The organism is Lacinutrix jangbogonensis (genome assembly GCF_000797445.1).
Lineage (GTDB): Bacteria > Bacteroidota > Bacteroidia > Flavobacteriales > Flavobacteriaceae > Lacinutrix > Lacinutrix jangbogonensis.
Genome location: NZ_JSWF01000030.1, coordinates 68,046 through 84,233, shown reverse-complemented (window position 1 = coordinate 84,233; position 16,188 = coordinate 68,046). Strand labels below are relative to the sequence as shown.

Sequence of the window (16,188 nt, the reverse complement as noted above, 5' to 3'; positions counted from 1 at the left end):
CAGTAAACTAAAAATTAAAACTATGAAACGTAATTTATTATTTGGCTTAGCCATAGTCTCAATGCTTTTTACAGCGTGTAGTGAAGATGATACTTCAGATGTTATACTTAATGTAAATAATGGACCAACTACAGCGCCCAGCGGAAGCAGTACTATTTCTGGAACTTTTACAAGCGACTTAACATTAGAATCTGGAATAGAATACACTCTTAATGGTTCTTTAATTATGACCGCTGGAACGACATTAAACATTCCTGCTGGAACAACAATAAAAGCCTTAGCTCAAGGAAGTGACGTATATATCGCTATTGCTCAAGGCGCAAAAATTAACGCTTTAGGTACTGCTGCTAATCCTATTGTTTTAACCTCTAACGCTTCTATTCCAGAAGCTGGAGATTGGGGAGGATTAATTGTTTTAGGAAAAGCACCTATTAACTCTGTTTCTGGAACGGCTACTTCAACTTCAGAAATTGCAAGTTTACCTTATGGTGGAACAGATGCTAATGATGACTCTGGAAGTATTCGTTACATGAGAATTGAATATTCTGGTGGTTCTGCAGATGGACAATCTGAAAACAACGGTTTTTCTTTCTACGGTGTTGGAAACGGAACTTTAGTAGAATACATTCAAGCATTCGAAGGAAAAGATGATGGTATTGAGTTTTTTGGAGGTACTGTAAACGTTGATTATGTTTCTGTAGTAAACTCTCAAGATGATTCTATAGATTGGACAGAAGGTTACACAGGAACCATTACTAATGCTTACGTAAAACATGGTACAGACCATGATAAAGGTATTGAAGCAGATGGTTATAATACAGATATTGGAAACAACTCAAGCCCTATTTTTTGGTCTAAACCAACTGTAAACAATTTAACTATTGTAGGTAATGGTTCTACAACTGGAAACGAAGCCATTCGTTTAAGAGCAGGAACACAAGGTATTTTTAACAATATTTCTATTGAAGGTTTTGCTGAAGGTTTTGATCTTGATGGAGATCAAGGAGATGCACCAACTGGAGCGGGAGTTATAAGCGATGCATTGCAAGTAACAGGTGTCCTTTTTACGGATGTAACTTTAAAAATGAAGAACGATACAACTTATACTTTTACCGAAGCCGATTTTATTTCTGGTGATGGCACTGCAACAGGAACAGATTATGCTACTTGGGGAGCAAGCTGGACCGTGCAATAGCCTACAAAAATTTACAAATAAAAAAGCATCTTCATTATGAAGATGCTTTTTTATTTTGTTTAGTTTCAATAATTTAATTGAGATCTGCAACAGGAGCTTTTATTCCCCATTCGCTAACCTTGGCAATTGCATTATTAGTATAATCTACTTCCTTAAGAGTGGCATCTTTCCAGAAAAACCACTTGCCGACTTTGTTACCATTATCATAATTTGCAGAAACTTGTTTCTTACCTTCTTTGCTATAACTAAGCCACTCACCTTGTAATTTACCATCTGTAGTGTAAGCACCTGTTTGGCTTACTGCTCCATTGTCATGATAATAAACAACTTCAATTAAATTAGTGTCTTTGTTAAGTTTTAAATCTCGCTTCTCTTGAGCGAAAGATACCACTGCAATTAAAAAGGCAATTGAAAATAAAATTGATTTCTTCATAATTATTGGTTTTAACATTATACATCAAAGATAATGATTACTTAACCTTTAAACAACTATTACATAACATTAAGTTAACATTTAAACTTCAAATAATTAAAAATCAACATTTTAAATAAAAAAAATTAACATAAAAGGCTTAATGATTACTTAATATTAGCATCACATTAAGTTTAACTTCATTAACCATCTTTGCATTGTCTTAAGACTAAACAATTAGTATTTCATATAATCTATTAGTTTTTGTCGACTACATTATTATGATTTCTAATGAGACTGCTTTAGGCCAAAGCAGTCTTTTTAAGTTTAAAAAAGACTCAAAAATTAATAATTTAGAAACATTGAGTTAACATTAGAGTTGGTTATTTGCAGCGACAAAAACTAGTAACTTATAATGAAACTTAAAATTACACTTACCGCACTATTACTATGCACTTACATTTCTACAAACGCACAAGAAATTAGTGATACCAAATTTGGTAAAGGCATGATAAACTTTACAGCAAAAGATAGTTCTTTTAGTGTAAGATTCGCTCCAAGATTCCAAGTGCGCTCAATCTCCTCATGGGATCATGATGGAGATCAATATGGCAATCCAGAACATAATTTTATTGTACGTCGTGCCCGTTTAAAATTTGATGGTTTTGCTTACAGTCCAAAATTAAAATATAAAATAGAATTGGGTTTATCTAACAGAGACATCTCTGGTGCAAATCAATTTAATAGAAATACACCTAGATACATACTGGATGCAGTAATTATGTGGCACTTTGCCAAGAACTTTGAACTTTGGGCAGGACAAACTAAATTACCAGGTAACGTAGAGCGTGTTATATCCTCTGCAAACCTTCAATTAGTTAATCGATCTTTATTAAACAGCAAATTCAATATTGATCGCGACCTTGGTATTCAAGTACGTCATAAATTAAACTTAGGAGGTCATTTCTTAATGCGTGAAAAAATCGCTATTTCACAAGGTGAAGGGCGAAATGTAAGTGAAGGAAACATTGGTGGCTTGCAATATACTGCACGTCTAGAGTTTTTACCGTTTGGAACATTTCAATCTAAAGGAGATTATGTACAAGCTGCAATAAAAAGAGAAGAAACACCAAAGTTAATGTTAGGCGTTACATACAATTATAATCAAGATGCAGTGAGAGAAAGAAGTAGCTTAGGTTCTTATATGTTTAGAAAAGACGATTCGTTATACGAAACAGATATCACTACTGTATTTGTAGATGCCATGTTTAAATATAAAGGCTTCTCTTTTATGGGAGAATATGCCAGACGTGATGCAGAAAACCCAATTGGTACAGCGTTAGACGGATTAACAATTACAGATTTAGATAACGATGGGAATGCTGATAACATTGTTTTAACAGGTAATGCTGCAAATTTTCAAGCTGGATATATGTTTAAAAGTAATTATGAAATAGCAGGCCGTTATACTCTTGTAGAATATGACACTGTTACAGCAAAAAAAGGAAAAGAACAATACACTTTGGGGGCTTCAAAATACATTGTAGGACACAAATTAAAAGTACAGAGTGATTTAAGCTATACTGCTTTAGATGGCAAACAAGATAATATTACCTTTAGAATTGGATTTGACATCCACTTTTAAACAATAGATAAATAATAACATTGAGATAACATTACACTCGATAACACTAAAGATATTTGCAAACTTAATTTAACTAAAGACTATGGATAATATTTACTTATATATGATTATTGCATTAGCAATTCTTGCTGTTGCCGATTTGGTAGTAGGTGTTAGTAATGACGCAGTAAACTTTTTAAACTCTGCAATTGGTTCTAAAGCCATTTCATTTAAAACTATAATGATTGTTGCCAGTGTTGGTGTTGCAGTAGGCTCTGTTTTTTCTAGCGGAATGATGGAAGTTGCCCGTAAAGGTATTTTTAATCCTAGTGAGTTTATGTTTAATGAAATCATGATTATTTTCATGGCTGTAATGATAACAGATATTCTATTACTAGATTTCTTTAATACCATTGGTATGCCAACCTCTACTACGGTTTCTATAGTATTCGAATTGCTAGGAGCAGCAGTTGCAATGGCTTTAATAAAGATTGGTCACAATGGTGGAGACTTTGCAGAAGTTGTTAATTATATAAACACCTCTAAAGCTTCTCAAATTATTTTTGGTATTCTCCTTTCGGTCGTCGTCGCATTCTCTATTGGAGCTTTAGTTCAATGGGTTTCTAGACTATTATTATCTTATAACTTTGAAAAGAAAGCAAATTGGGTTGGTGCATTATTTGGTGGTTTAGCATTGACTGCAATTACATATTTCATTTTTATGAAAGGTTTAAAAGGGACCTCTTACGCGAAACAACCTTTCGACTTTTTAGGTGGAGAAACAATGAAAAACTTTCTAGAACACAATGTACTACCTATAGTATTAATAAGTTCTGTAATATGGTCTTTGTTATCTTTTGCCGTAATAAGTTTCTTTAAAACTAACATATATAAACTTATTATTATTGTTGGAACTTTTGCATTAGCTCTAGCTTTTGCAGGAAACGATTTAGTTAATTTTATTGGTGTTCCAATAGCAGCCTTTAATGCTTTTACCGAATGGACTGCTTCTGGAATGGCCGCAGACAGCTTCCCAATGGATGTTTTAGCAGAAAAAGTGCCAACAAATAATTTGTTGTTATTTATAGCAGGAATGATAATGGTTTTAACCTTATGGTTTTCTTCGAAAGCTAAGAATGTTGTTAAAACATCTTTAGATTTATCGAGTCAAACAGCTACAAAAGAACGTTTTCAACCTAACTTTTTATCTCGTGGCTTTGTTAAAGTAGCCATGGGACTCTCTCAAATGTCTTCTTACATTTTACCAGACTCTTGGCAAGCAAAAATTGAAAAACAATTTGAAGCTCCAATAGTATCTATAACAAAAGATAGAACGGCAGAATTACCTGCTTTCGATTTAGTTCGTGCTGCAGTAAACTTAATGGTTGCCGCTGTTTTAATATCTATTGCAACATCATACAAATTACCATTATCCACAACTTATGTAACTTTTATGGTAGCCATGGGAACCTCTTTAGCAGATAGAGCTTGGGGAGCAGAAAGTGCTGTTTACAGAGTTGCTGGTGTTCTTAATGTAATTGGCGGCTGGTTCTTTACTGCCTTTAGCGCATTTACTGCTGCTGCTTTGGTAGCTTACTTATTAAATTTAAACCTAGAAGTAATGTTTCCAATATTATTGGTGGCTGCATTTGGTTTATTATTAAGAAATTATATCGCTCATAAAAAGAAATCTTCTGGAACTATTGAAGAAGACAGTTTAAAAGAAACTGGAAGTAGCTCTGTACAAGGTGTAATTCTTGAAAGTGCTAGTAATATTGCTAGTGTTGTAAAACGTGGAAACAGAATTTACACCAATGCTATTAAAGGTTTAGCAAAACAAGATTTAGCACTGCTTAAGAAAAACAAAAAACAAATCACTAAACTATCTGAAGAGGTAGATGACTTACGAGATAACATATTCTATTTTATTAAAAACTTAGATGAAACTAGTTTAAGAGCAAGTAGCTTTTACATTAACATTTTAGGCTACTTACAAGATATGACACAGTCTTTAGAATACATTTCTAAAACAAGTCATAAACACATTAATAATAATCACAAGAACCTTAAATTTAGCCAGATTAAAGAATTAAAAGAAATCGATGATGCCATAGAAACTTTGTTTAATGATACTAAAGAAGCTTTCGATTCTCAGTCTTTCGAGCAAATTGGAGCAATAATTAATCGTAAAAAAGATATGTTCGATTTATTAACTTCAAAAATTGTAAAGCAAGTGGCACGCACAAGAGCAGAAGAATCTAGTCCTAAAAACACAACATTATACTTCAGTTTACTATTAGAAACTAAAGATTTATTAACGGCTACAATGAATCTTTTAGAAGAGTATTATAACTCTCATGATAGTTCTGTAGAGCCTGCGACTATTACAGAGACAGAAGAATAACAAGACTATATATAGTGAAAAAACCACCAGCTCTCTGGTGGTTTTTTTGTTTTCTAGCTAAAAACACCTGATTAGAATACAACCAAGAACAGCACCAATTATTATAATCCAAATTGGACTTACATTAGTTTTAAAAACTAAAACTGTCGCAGTTAAAGCAATTACTATACCTCGCCAATCTAATAACGTTTCTTTAGCCATCACCAATAATACCGAAAGCATTACAGCTACCGCTGCAACATTTACTGCGTCTAAAAAATAACGCAATATTTTAGAATGTCTCATTTTTGGAATAAACGGATTGAGAATTAATACAAACAAAAAAGACGGTAAAAAGATACCGGTGGTAGCCGCTAAAGCTCCCGGAAAACCAGATAATTGATAGCCAATAAATGTAGCTGTCGAGAGTACAGGTCCTGGTGTAAATTGCCCAACAGCAATAGCATCTATTAATTCTACTCTAGTTAACCAACCTCTAGAGACGAGCTCCGCATCTAAATAAGCAAATAGCACATAACCACTGCCATATAGAATAGCGCCCACTTTTAAAAAGACGATAAAGACTTTTAATGTCGATAGTTTTGTTAATACAACTCCAAAGCCAGAAGAGAAAAATAATGGAGAAAAACTATTTAAACGTGTTGACCTCTTTTCTTTAACATAGAAATATAACATTCCTAAAACTCCTGCGCTTAAAAGCGCTAAGATTTCATTTACACCTAATAGTGTAACTATTAATACTAACAAGCCTAAAACAGCCAATTCTGTTGTTTTCACAGCTTTCTTCCCTAGCTTTAATACTGCCGAAGCAATAATTGCCAAAACCGCAGGTTTAATGCCAAAAATAAATGGTGTCACTTCTGGAAGTTCTCCATATTTCATATACAAATAGGCCAATAACGCAGTTATTAGTATTGCTGGGAAAATAAACGCTATTCCCGCTACAAAAAGGCCTTTTTTACCGGCACGTTCGTAACCACAATGCATGGTCATTTCAGTAGAATTGGGTCCTGGAATTAAATTGGTTGTACCAATAAGGTCTAAAAAATAATCTCGCGTCATCCATTTACGTTTTACTACAATTTCGTCTTCCATCATTGCAATATGCGCAGCTGGACCTCCAAAGGCAAAACAGCCTAACTTAAAAAACACAGTGGCGACTTCTTTTAAGTTTTTTCGAGTTTCTGTCACAATTAAGTTAGTGTTATTATTGACTATTAATATAAACAAAAAAACCATCTCGATTGAGATGGTTGATAATTTTAAGCTACTTCATTTAAGTTTAAATAATCATAATCTAAAATCTCATATATTAAATTAAGAGCAGTAATTTTCATTGATAGATAAGTGGGTTCACCATCTATAAAATCTAATCTTTTTGAAACATCAATATTAGATCTCATGCTAGCTCTATCTTTAATATAAAAAGTTTTAGAAGAACCATTATTATTAATTTCAAAAGATATTTCATCTCCTTCAAATTTGTTCATAAAAAGAATCTTTTCGTTTCTTTTTACTTTTAAAAAAAACAAATTTTTTAATTCCTTTTTAAACAAATCATTATTTGTTTTGTTTTTGAATTTCCACTCTCTAACATCTTGGTCATCTGAAAACAAATTAATATTATCCCATAAACTCATTTGAACATCGTGTAAAAGGTGATACTTAATGAGTCTAACTTTTTTAAGCTTCCCTATTTCAATCATATTTGATAAATAATTGTAATTTAAAGCAGGTGATAGTAAAACTCTATAATCTTCATAACCTGAAGTTTTTAAAAATGTTTGCAATTGCCTCTCGAACAATACTTTAACACCATGTTTTACTTTATTTTCAAAAACCACAAATCCATACTTTGAATTTTTAGGTATATAACATAAAGAAAACAGTTTTCTAGTTATTAACTCGGTATTACTAACCTTATGAATTAAAGCATTAGTATCTCCATTCCTTATTTCAGGTTCATCACCTGTATAAGCTGAATCGAAATGTGTGATTAACGTTCTTTCTGTTCTTAAAAAATCGATTTTAGAACTTATTGAGAAAACTCTTTTGTTTCCCTGGTTATCAATGTACTCCTCATTATTTTCTCTTAATGAGTTATAATATTGGTTACAAATTTCTAATAAATCATTTTCTCCGTTGAAAAGATTTAACATTTGCTCTTCTTTGGCTTTATTTAATATTGCCACTTTGTAAATTGTAAAATTATACATTCTATTTTATGTATTTAATTCTAATTGTTAATTAAACATAGAATTAGTTAATAAGTATTTCAACTCCTTAGCAACAGATATTACTGAACTTAAGAGGTGATTTTTGTTTTGTAGAAAAATTTTACTTGGCTGGTAGAAACAAATGTTGTTTCTTTGAAGAAGAAAGTAAGAGATTTTAAATCTCATATTATTCATTACAAAATAGGCGTAGGAACCAATTATTGTAAAAAAAATAAGCCAAGAGGGATATTTCACGATATCCCTTTTTCAGTACTTATCTTCAGCTTAAATCGCTATATATTCATAATTATTATTTATTCAAATTTACTTTTACGCTTTTGTTTCTCAAAATGTTTCTAGCAAACGTTGTCAACAAGTTTTAAACAAAAAAATACACAAAACCTTGTTTAATAGCTATTTAAGCTGATTTTAACAATTTAAAATTGAGCCTTAAAAAACCACCTATATTTCAAGATGGTTTTCTTAAATTTTTATTTAAACAGTACTAATTATCCTTCACAACTAGCACATTCTTTCTTTTGCTTAAATTTTTGAGCAGCATTCATACTGTGTTGGTAGTACAATGATTTTACTCCTAATTTCCAAGCCGTAACATATAGTTTATTAATCTCTTTTACTGGCATATCTGGATGCACCATAATGTTTAAAGATTGTCCTTGATCTATATGATTTTGTCTATTTGCAGCTTGATAAATAATACTCATTTGATCTATCTCAGAATAGGTTTTAAACACCTCTTTTTCATGATCTGTAAGCTCTTCAAGATGTTGTACAGAACCGTCATAATCACGAATACTTTTCCAAATATCAGTTGTATTTAATCCTTTTTCTTCTAAAAGTGCTAATAAAAACGGATTTTTGATAGTGGTTTTTATTTTCGCAATATCTTTTACATAAATGTTAGACCAAATTGGCTCAATACCTTGAGATACTTGTCCTAAAATAAACGCTGAAGATGTTGTTGGCGCTACAGCATTTAATGTAGTATTACGTCTTCCATAACCTTTTAAAACTTCAGGCTCACCAAATAATTTTGCTAATTCTTGAGACGCTTTGTTAGATTTATCGTTTATCGTTTTAAATATTTCGCTATTTAAATTAAAAGCTTCGGCACTATCAAAAGCTAAGCTTCTAGATTGTAATAAAGAATGCCATCCTAAAGCACCTAAACCTAATGCTCTGTTTTCTTTTGAAAAGTTATAGGCTTTTTCCATAAACATAAATGTTTGCCTATCGTCTCTATTTTCAGAATCTCTATAGACTTCAAGCTTACTAACAAATTCTTCTAAAACCGCATCTAAGAAGTAGACCATAGTTTCTACAGCATCTGTATCTTTCCATTTATCATAATGTAATAAATTTACAGAAGACAATACACAAACAAACGACCACTCATCGTTAGTTGGCAACATGATTTCTGAACATAAATTACTTGCGTAAATTTCATGATTTTTATCTTTATATACATCTGGTGCAGCATTGTTAGCATTGTCTCTAAAGAAAATATATGGATAACCTATTTCTCCTCTTCTCTGTAAAACTTTTGCCCAGACTGCTCTTTTATCTGCATCACCCTCAATCATTTCTTCCATCCATTGGTTACCAACGGTTACACCATGAGTTAACTCTTGAATTGGATTTCCTTCTGTTCCAATTTCTAAAAACTCATCAATATCACCGTGCTCAATTGGCAAGTAAGGAGAAAAACGGCCTCTTCTTACAGAGCCTTGACTTACAACATCTACCATTTTTTCAAAAAGTTGCATGATATGTACAGCTCCCGAAGATTCTCCATTATTTTTTACTGGAGCACCACGATGACGTAATTTACCAAAGTAACCAGAAGTACCACCTCCTAATTTAGACATCATTCCGACTTCAGATTGTGTGTATAGAATATCTCCCATATCATCATCGATATGCGATCCAAAACAACTAATAGGTAAACCTCTTTTCTTACCAAAGTTTGACCACACTGGCGAAGCTAATGAGTAATAACCTTCGGCCATATAACCATAAAACTTATCTGCATAACCGTCAATTTTTAAAATTTCTTCGGCTCTTTCTGCAATTTCTCTAATGCGCTGCTCTGGTGTCGTATCATCCGTTAGATAGCCAGAAGCTAAAAACTTACGACTGTTTTCTGTTAACCATTTAATTTCTGGCTGTTTGGCTGCCTCTTCTCTTGTTTTTTTTCTAGCGTTAAATAATTCGTCGTAATTAGATGCTTTTTCATCTTGACTTAAGTGTACTTCGGTAGTTTTCTTTGTGGTGTTGCTCATTTTTAGAATAGGTCGTCGCTAGTTATACTTTTTGTTCTCTTACTATAGTTGATAGATCGTTTCACGAAGAAATCTCCATGTTTTGTACCTATAATTTCATCATCAAACCATTCGGTTTGTGCTACTAATTCTTCATTTATTTCAAATACTTTTTCAATTCCAATACTTTCTAAAGAGTTATTAAAACGTTTTTTAATAAATTCATTGATAACATCTTTTGGTAAAAAGTCTAATTCTCCTGCTTCAAAGATCCAGTCAATTATATTACTTTCAGAAGCAAAGGCTTCTTTACATAAATCTTGTACTTGAGTGGCATGCGCAGCATCAAACCACGTTGGATTTTCATCTTTAATTATTTTAATAATATCTATTCCAAAATCACCATGAATCTGTTCTTCTTTAGACGTTGCTTCTACTACATTAGAAACACCTTTAAGCATATTTTTATGCTTATTAAAAGCCATTATTATTAAAAACTGTGAGAATAAAGAAACGTGCTCAATAAATAGTGAGAATAATAAAATGGATTCTGCAAATTCTTTATTGTCTTCACTTTTTGCGTTTTTTAAGGCTATTTCTAAATATTGCACGCGACGCATTATTACAGGTTTCTTTTTTAGGTTTTTAAACTCATTGTTTAATCCTAAAATTTCTAGTAAGTGCGAATAGGCATCATGATGTCTTACTTCGCTTTCTGCAAAAGTTGCGCCTACAGAACCAATTTCTGGTTTTGGCATTTTATTATAGATATCTCCCCAAAAACTCTTCACGGCAACTTCTATTTGAGAAATTGCAAGCATCGTATTTTTAATAGCATTTTGCTCTACAATAGTAAGTCTTGTTTTAAAGTCTTGTATGTCGCTTGTAAAATTAAATTCTGAATGAATCCAGTACGAATGCCTAATAGCATCTACATAATCATTAAGTGCTGGATATTCGTATGGTTTTAAGTTAATTCGCTTTTCGAAAATGTTTGTTTTTCTATTTCTAGTTTGCTCATCTCTATATAGAATATAAGCTTTAGCAACATTAGGAAACGCGCTTACCATTAATTTTTCTTCAACAAGATCTTGCACTTGCTCTACTGTTGGCAAATATCTATTATCAATTATTTTTCTTTGTGTTAACGTATCTAGAACGTTTGCTGAAATTTCTTGTGCATCTTCTTTTGTACCATTCCCAACAGAAAGCATGGCTTTTTCTATAGCATTAGATATTTTATTTAAAACAAAAGGACTTGTTTCGTAATCTCTTTTTATAATTTGTGTAATCTCCATAATTTTATTTTAATAGCTATATAGTTATTAGAATGAGTTGAATCGTTCAAATTTTATTGGATAATCTGTAAAAAACGTGTTAAAATTTCTCTTTTTTTATAAGAGAACAATTGGGCGTATTATTAAAAAAACTAGATTTTTTATGCCTCCTACAAAGATTGCTAATTGTACTTAAAAATGAAAGGGTATTTTGTAAACGTTGTCAACAAGTTTTTAACAACGTAGTGTTTACCTTGTTTTTCAGCGAATTTCGTGTTATTTATGTAAAATACTAGTTTTCAGCGTTTTAAAATCACGTATACTACGCTACAAGCAGTAAAATAAGGGAATATTAAAATATAAAAATAGGTGTTTTTTATTAGTTTTATTCAATAAATCTAATCACCCAAAATAATTTAATATTTTAATAAAACTAAAAATAAGCAACACATTGTGCTGCTCATTTTAATTGATTGATTAATAGTAAAATCTTTATAAAGTGGTTGTTATCAAGAATTTTTTAGCTGTTTTAAACCACCTAAAACTAATCTTTAAAAAAGATATGTGTTAAATCCAAAAATAAAATATAAAAATGTATAATTGGTTTGGTTTTTTGTATGCTTGGTATATTATATACTTAATTATACTAAGGAGAAAGAGATTCTAAAAAAGAAGCATTTTATACTATTTACACATCATTATTTACCACTTACACAAAAAACATATACCAAGTCTATTTTATGTTTTATATTTATATCATAATCTCCTTAATATGCTTAAAGCTGTAATTGTTGACGATGAACCAAAAGCCATACAAGGTTTAAGTTGGGAACTCACTAATTTTAGTGATGAAATAGAAATTGTAAAAACGTTTTCGATACCAGAAGACGCTCTAGAATATTTAAGTAACACTACTCCCGACTGTTTGTTTCTAGACATACAGATGCCTACAATGGATGGTTTTCAGTTTTTAGAAGAACTTAACCAAAAAGATATCGCCGTTATAATCACAACAGCATACGATGAGTATGCAATTAAAGCCTTAAAACACGAAGCGTTAGACTATTTACTAAAACCAGTAGACTCAGACGATTTACAAGAAACCATTTTAAAAATTAAAAAATTTAGATCACGTGTTATCAATTCTGATAAAATAGAAGATTTACTCATAAATTTTACAAACACAAAAAACAAAAAGAAGATAACCATTAATACAGATGGCAAACTATTATTCATAAATATAGAGGACATTCTATTTGTGGAATCCGATGGTAATTACAGCACCATATTTCTAAACGATGGTCAAAAAGTATTAGTAACAAAGAAATTAAAAGAGGTAAACGCTTTATTACCTGAAGGTGATTTTTTTAGAATTCATAATTCGTATGTAATAAATCTTTCAAAAATTAAAGAATTCTTAAAAACTGATGGCTACGTTGTTATGGAATCTAACCACAAAATCCCAGTTGCACGTCAAAGAAAATCGGACTTTCTAGAAAAACTATAATAATGACATTAAAAATTCTTTCTTATACAAACAGCAGCATAACATTCCTTTTATTGTTATGCACAATTGTATTGGCACAAGCACAAAAAGGCAAACAAAATTTTAATGTGTTAGCAGATAGTATTATTAAAGTAAACCATAAGAGTTATAGCGCTTTAGAATACGCCATTTACAAAAACAAGTACGACACCACAAAAATGAGAACACTTTTACAAAAAAGTATAGCAGCAAACTATACTGAAGGTGAGGTGTTTGCAAATATTGTATTAGGGAATCAATATCGAAATAAATCCTTATTCGAAAAGGCGCAAAAAACTTTAGAGCAAGCATATAAGACCTCCAAAGAAAATAATTTAGTGAAATACGAAATTGTAAGTTTAAATATGCTGGGTGTTGTTGCTAGAAGGCAAGATAAAATTAGACCCGCTTTAGACTACCATCAAGACGCTTTAGCACTAGCCGAATCTCAACCAAAAAAAACTAAAAGCCTTCAAAAAAGTATTGCTGTTAGCCATAATAGTATGGGTAATATTTATTTAAGCATAAGACAATATGATTATGCTTTAAATGAATTTAAAAAATCTTTAGCACTAGAAATTGCTGCAGATAACGAACTAGGTCTAGCCATAAACTACCATAACATTGGTGCCGTTTATGAAGCACATGACAAACTTGATGACGCATTAGAAAGCTATTTTAAATCTTTAGAATATAACGAAAATATAGATTCTGATATTGGTAGAATAATATGTAAAAACAGTATTGGCGGTGTTTATGTAAAGCAAAATAAGCCCGAAGCGGCTCTTGAAATAATCGAGCCTACAATTGCATTAGCCGAAGAAAAAGGCGATAAATTCTATATCGCTTCTGCATATATAACACTTGGTTGGGCACAAAGCCAATTAGGAAAAAACAAACTATCTAAGGCCAATTTAGAAAAAGGGTTAGCTGTTGCAGAAGATTATAACCTAATTTCTTCAGTTGCAAGCGCAAACAAACAATTATCAAAACTAAATGAAAAACTAGGATATTCTTCTTTAGCTCTAAAACAATACCAAACAGCTGTTAGCCTTGAACAAAGTATAATAAACAAGGAAAATGCTCAATATGTTAATAGCGTTAGATTTGAATACGAAACAGAAAAGAAAAATAACCAAATAAAATTTTTAGCAAAACAAAATGAATTAGCAAATTTAAAATTAGACAAAAATCGAAAAACAGCTTTTACAACTATTGTCGCTTTGTTTTTTTTGGTAGCTGTATTATTCTTTTTTAATCGACATAAACGGCTTAAAAACGAAAAGAAAATATTAACATTAGAGCAAGATATGCTGCGAAGTCAAATGAATCCACATTTCATTTTCAACTCGCTTAACTCCATTAAACTCTATATTATTAATAATGAAAAGGAGAACGCTGTTTATTACCTTAATAAATTCTCTAAACTTATTCGTAAGATTTTAATTGCTTCAACCGAAAAAGAAATTTCTTTAGCCGAAGAATTAGAAACTATGGATTTGTATATGAATATTGAAAACATTCGTTTTTCTAACCAAATTAAGTACAGTCATTCTGTAGATAAAGACATTAATATAGAAAGCATAAAAGTACCTTCTTTAGTCCTTCAGCCTTTTTTGGAGAATGCATTATGGCATGGTTTATCGTCTAAAAAAGAAGATAAAATTATGACTATTCATGTTTCTAAAAAAACTTCAGAATTTGTAACTATTTCAATTACTGATAATGGTATTGGAAGAAAAGCTGCTGCAAAAATTAAAGAAAAAAAGTTACTTAAAAGAAAATCTGTAGGCATTGGTTTAACCAAACAACGTTTAGAGTATTTCTATAAAAACTACACCAATTCCTATAAATTGTACATTGAGGATTTATATAAGGATAACACACCAACTGGAACTAAGGTTACTATTGAAGTACCGGTAAAAGAAATACATGGACTAAAAACTGCCTAACTGTTATTTCATGGTTTTTGCTACTTTTTCTAATTCAGAATACCAATCTTCACCAAATTTTCTAATCAACGCTTCTTTAACAAATTTATAAACAGGCACTTGAAACTCTTTTCCTAGACTACAAGCATCGTCACAAATTTCCCATTTATCATAGTTAACTGCAGAAAACTCAGTATAATCCTTAACTCTAATAGGATATAGATGGCAAGATATTGGTTTTTTCCATGTTACTTCGCCCTGATTATAAGCCTCTTCTATAGCGCATAAAGCAGTGTTCTTTTCATCAAAAATAACATATGCACAATCTGCCCCATTAATCAATGGTGTTTCTAATTCACCTGTAGCAGTTTTTACAGAAGTCCCTTGTGCCTCAATAACATCAATTCCTTCTTGTCTTAAAAACGGTTTTACTTTTGGGTAAATGGCTTCAAGAATATGTGTTTCCTCAACAGTCAAAGGCGCTCCAGCATCTCCGTCTATACAACAAGCACCTTTACATGCCGAAAGGTTACACACAAAATCGTTTTCTATAATAGCTTCAGAAACTATTGTTTTTCCTAATTGAAACATACTTAATTTAATCTCTAATTATTGCAAATATAACACGAAAATGTTCAATTAAAAGGATAATAAAATTCATCTAAAATTTAACATTAAATTAATATTGCAAATCTGTTATTAAGAAGTACTTTTGCGCAAAATTTAAGAATATAGAGTTATGAATTTTAATTTTAAGGAGATATTTACCGTGTTTATGGTGCTGTTTGCAGTAATAGATATTGTTGGAAACATACCCATTATTATTGATTTACGTAAAAAAGCAGGACACATTCAAAGTGAAAAAGCTTCAATTATTGCAGGAATTATTTTAATTGCCTTTTTATTTCTAGGAAAAAGCATATTAAACCTTATTGGTATAGACGTAAGTTCTTTTGCTGTAGCGGGTTCTTTTATCTTGTTTTTTATTGCTTTAGAGATGATTCTAGGCATTACATTATATAAAGAAGAAGATACAAACCCAATGACAGCTTCGGTATTTCCATTAGCCTTTCCATTAATTGCTGGTCCTGGAAGTTTAACAACATTACTCTCGCTTAGAGCAGAATACGAAATAGAAAATATTATTCTGGCTGTTTTATTGAATGTAATAGTAATTTATATTGTACTAAAAACGTCTAGCAGAATCGAACGTTTTATAGGCCAGAATGGGATTAGCATTATTAGAAAAGTGTTTGGAGTTATACTGCTAGCTATTGCAATTAAGCTATTTGCACACAACGTTAAAATTCTTTTTGCTTAAC

General features: G+C 31.3%; 12 protein-coding genes. 6 read left to right on the top strand and 6 right to left on the bottom strand.

The features are described 5' to 3' along the window. The first annotated feature begins 22 nt into the window (after positions 1–22). Entirely contained in the window at positions 23–1,195 is a 1,173-nt protein-coding gene (locus RH82_RS11610) for a hypothetical protein (RefSeq protein ID WP_034060929.1), read from the top strand. A gap of 73 nt (positions 1,196–1,268) precedes the next feature. Here RH82_RS11610 and RH82_RS11605 read toward each other — a convergent pair whose 3' ends face one another. Then, the gene (locus RH82_RS11605) at positions 1,269–1,628 is read right to left on the bottom strand and encodes a toxin-antitoxin system YwqK family antitoxin (RefSeq protein ID WP_034060979.1); all 360 of its coding nucleotides are present in this window, start codon (positions 1,626–1,628) and stop codon (positions 1,269–1,271) included. A 394-nt stretch (positions 1,629–2,022) separates the two neighbouring features. Between RH82_RS11605 and RH82_RS11600 the strand changes: the two genes are divergently transcribed. Both RH82_RS11600 and RH82_RS11595 read left to right on the top strand, forming a co-directional pair. Further along, on the top strand, positions 2,023–3,252 hold the full coding sequence (locus tag RH82_RS11600) for a porin (RefSeq protein WP_034060926.1): 1,230 nt from the start codon (positions 2,023–2,025) through the stop codon (positions 3,250–3,252). Between the two features lie 82 nt (positions 3,253–3,334). Continuing rightward, the gene (locus RH82_RS11595; protein WP_034060925.1) at positions 3,335–5,635 is read left to right on the top strand and encodes an inorganic phosphate transporter; all 2,301 of its coding nucleotides are present in this window, start codon (positions 3,335–3,337) and stop codon (positions 5,633–5,635) included. Between the two features lie 57 nt (positions 5,636–5,692). On the opposite strand, the gene chrA is transcribed toward RH82_RS11595, so the two are convergent. From chrA to RH82_RS11575, 4 genes are all read right to left on the bottom strand, one after another. Beyond that, on the bottom strand, positions 5,693–6,826 hold the full coding sequence (gene chrA / locus RH82_RS11590) for a chromate efflux transporter (RefSeq protein WP_034060922.1): 1,134 nt from the start codon (positions 6,824–6,826) through the stop codon (positions 5,693–5,695). 71 nt (positions 6,827–6,897) lie between these two features. Further along, a complete protein-coding gene (locus tag RH82_RS11585; protein ID WP_034060921.1) occupies positions 6,898–7,851 on the bottom strand; it encodes a hypothetical protein in 954 nt (317 codons plus the stop codon). A 509-nt stretch (positions 7,852–8,360) separates the two neighbouring features. Then, the gene (locus RH82_RS11580; RefSeq protein ID WP_034060919.1) at positions 8,361–10,154 is read right to left on the bottom strand and encodes a ribonucleoside-diphosphate reductase subunit alpha; all 1,794 of its coding nucleotides are present in this window, start codon (positions 10,152–10,154) and stop codon (positions 8,361–8,363) included. 2 nt (positions 10,155–10,156) lie between these two features. Continuing rightward, a complete protein-coding gene (locus tag RH82_RS11575; RefSeq protein ID WP_034060917.1) occupies positions 10,157–11,431 on the bottom strand; it encodes a ribonucleotide-diphosphate reductase subunit beta in 1,275 nt (424 codons plus the stop codon). 751 nt (positions 11,432–12,182) lie between these two features. Here RH82_RS11575 and RH82_RS11570 point away from each other — a divergent pair. Next, the gene (locus tag RH82_RS11570; RefSeq protein WP_034060914.1) at positions 12,183–12,917 is read left to right on the top strand and encodes a LytR/AlgR family response regulator transcription factor; all 735 of its coding nucleotides are present in this window, start codon (positions 12,183–12,185) and stop codon (positions 12,915–12,917) included. A gap of 2 nt (positions 12,918–12,919) precedes the next feature. Next, positions 12,920–14,887: a tetratricopeptide repeat-containing sensor histidine kinase gene (locus RH82_RS11565; protein WP_034060913.1), complete on the top strand. Its 1,968-nt coding sequence runs from the start codon at positions 12,920–12,922 to the stop codon at positions 14,885–14,887. A 3-nt stretch (positions 14,888–14,890) separates the two neighbouring features. Here the strand turns inward: RH82_RS11565 and RH82_RS11560 are convergent, their stop codons facing one another. After that, positions 14,891–15,457: a DUF3109 family protein gene (locus RH82_RS11560; protein WP_034060911.1), complete on the bottom strand. Its 567-nt coding sequence runs from the start codon at positions 15,455–15,457 to the stop codon at positions 14,891–14,893. Positions 15,458–15,605: 148 nt separating this feature from the next. Between RH82_RS11560 and RH82_RS11555 the strand changes: the two genes are divergently transcribed. Then, positions 15,606–16,187, top strand: coding sequence for a MarC family protein (locus RH82_RS11555; protein WP_034060910.1), 582 nt, complete (start codon positions 15,606–15,608; stop codon positions 16,185–16,187). Position 16,188 lies beyond the last annotated feature (1 nt).

Excerpts from the sequence above, each read along its gene's own strand:
- RH82_RS11570 (WP_034060914.1), top strand. The coding sequence starts at position 12,183 with ATGCTTAAAGCTGTAATTGTTGACGATGAACCAAAAGCCATACAAGGT.
- RH82_RS11585 (WP_034060921.1), bottom strand. The coding sequence starts at position 7,851 with ATGTATAATTTTACAATTTACAAAGTGGCAATATTAAATAAAGCCAAA.
- RH82_RS11600 (WP_034060926.1), top strand. The coding sequence starts at position 2,023 with ATGAAACTTAAAATTACACTTACCGCACTATTACTATGCACTTACATT.
- RH82_RS11555 (WP_034060910.1), top strand. The coding sequence starts at position 15,606 with ATGAATTTTAATTTTAAGGAGATATTTACCGTGTTTATGGTGCTGTTT.
- RH82_RS11575 (WP_034060917.1), bottom strand. The coding sequence starts at position 11,431 with ATGGAGATTACACAAATTATAAAAAGAGATTACGAAACAAGTCCTTTT.
- RH82_RS11580 (WP_034060919.1), bottom strand. The coding sequence starts at position 10,154 with ATGAGCAACACCACAAAGAAAACTACCGAAGTACACTTAAGTCAAGAT.
- RH82_RS11610 (WP_034060929.1), top strand. The coding sequence starts at position 23 with ATGAAACGTAATTTATTATTTGGCTTAGCCATAGTCTCAATGCTTTTT.
- RH82_RS11595 (WP_034060925.1), top strand. The coding sequence starts at position 3,335 with ATGGATAATATTTACTTATATATGATTATTGCATTAGCAATTCTTGCT.
- RH82_RS11560 (WP_034060911.1), bottom strand. The coding sequence starts at position 15,457 with ATGTTTCAATTAGGAAAAACAATAGTTTCTGAAGCTATTATAGAAAAC.
- RH82_RS11605 (WP_034060979.1), bottom strand. The coding sequence starts at position 1,628 with ATGAAGAAATCAATTTTATTTTCAATTGCCTTTTTAATTGCAGTGGTA.
- RH82_RS11565 (WP_034060913.1), top strand. The coding sequence starts at position 12,920 with ATGACATTAAAAATTCTTTCTTATACAAACAGCAGCATAACATTCCTT.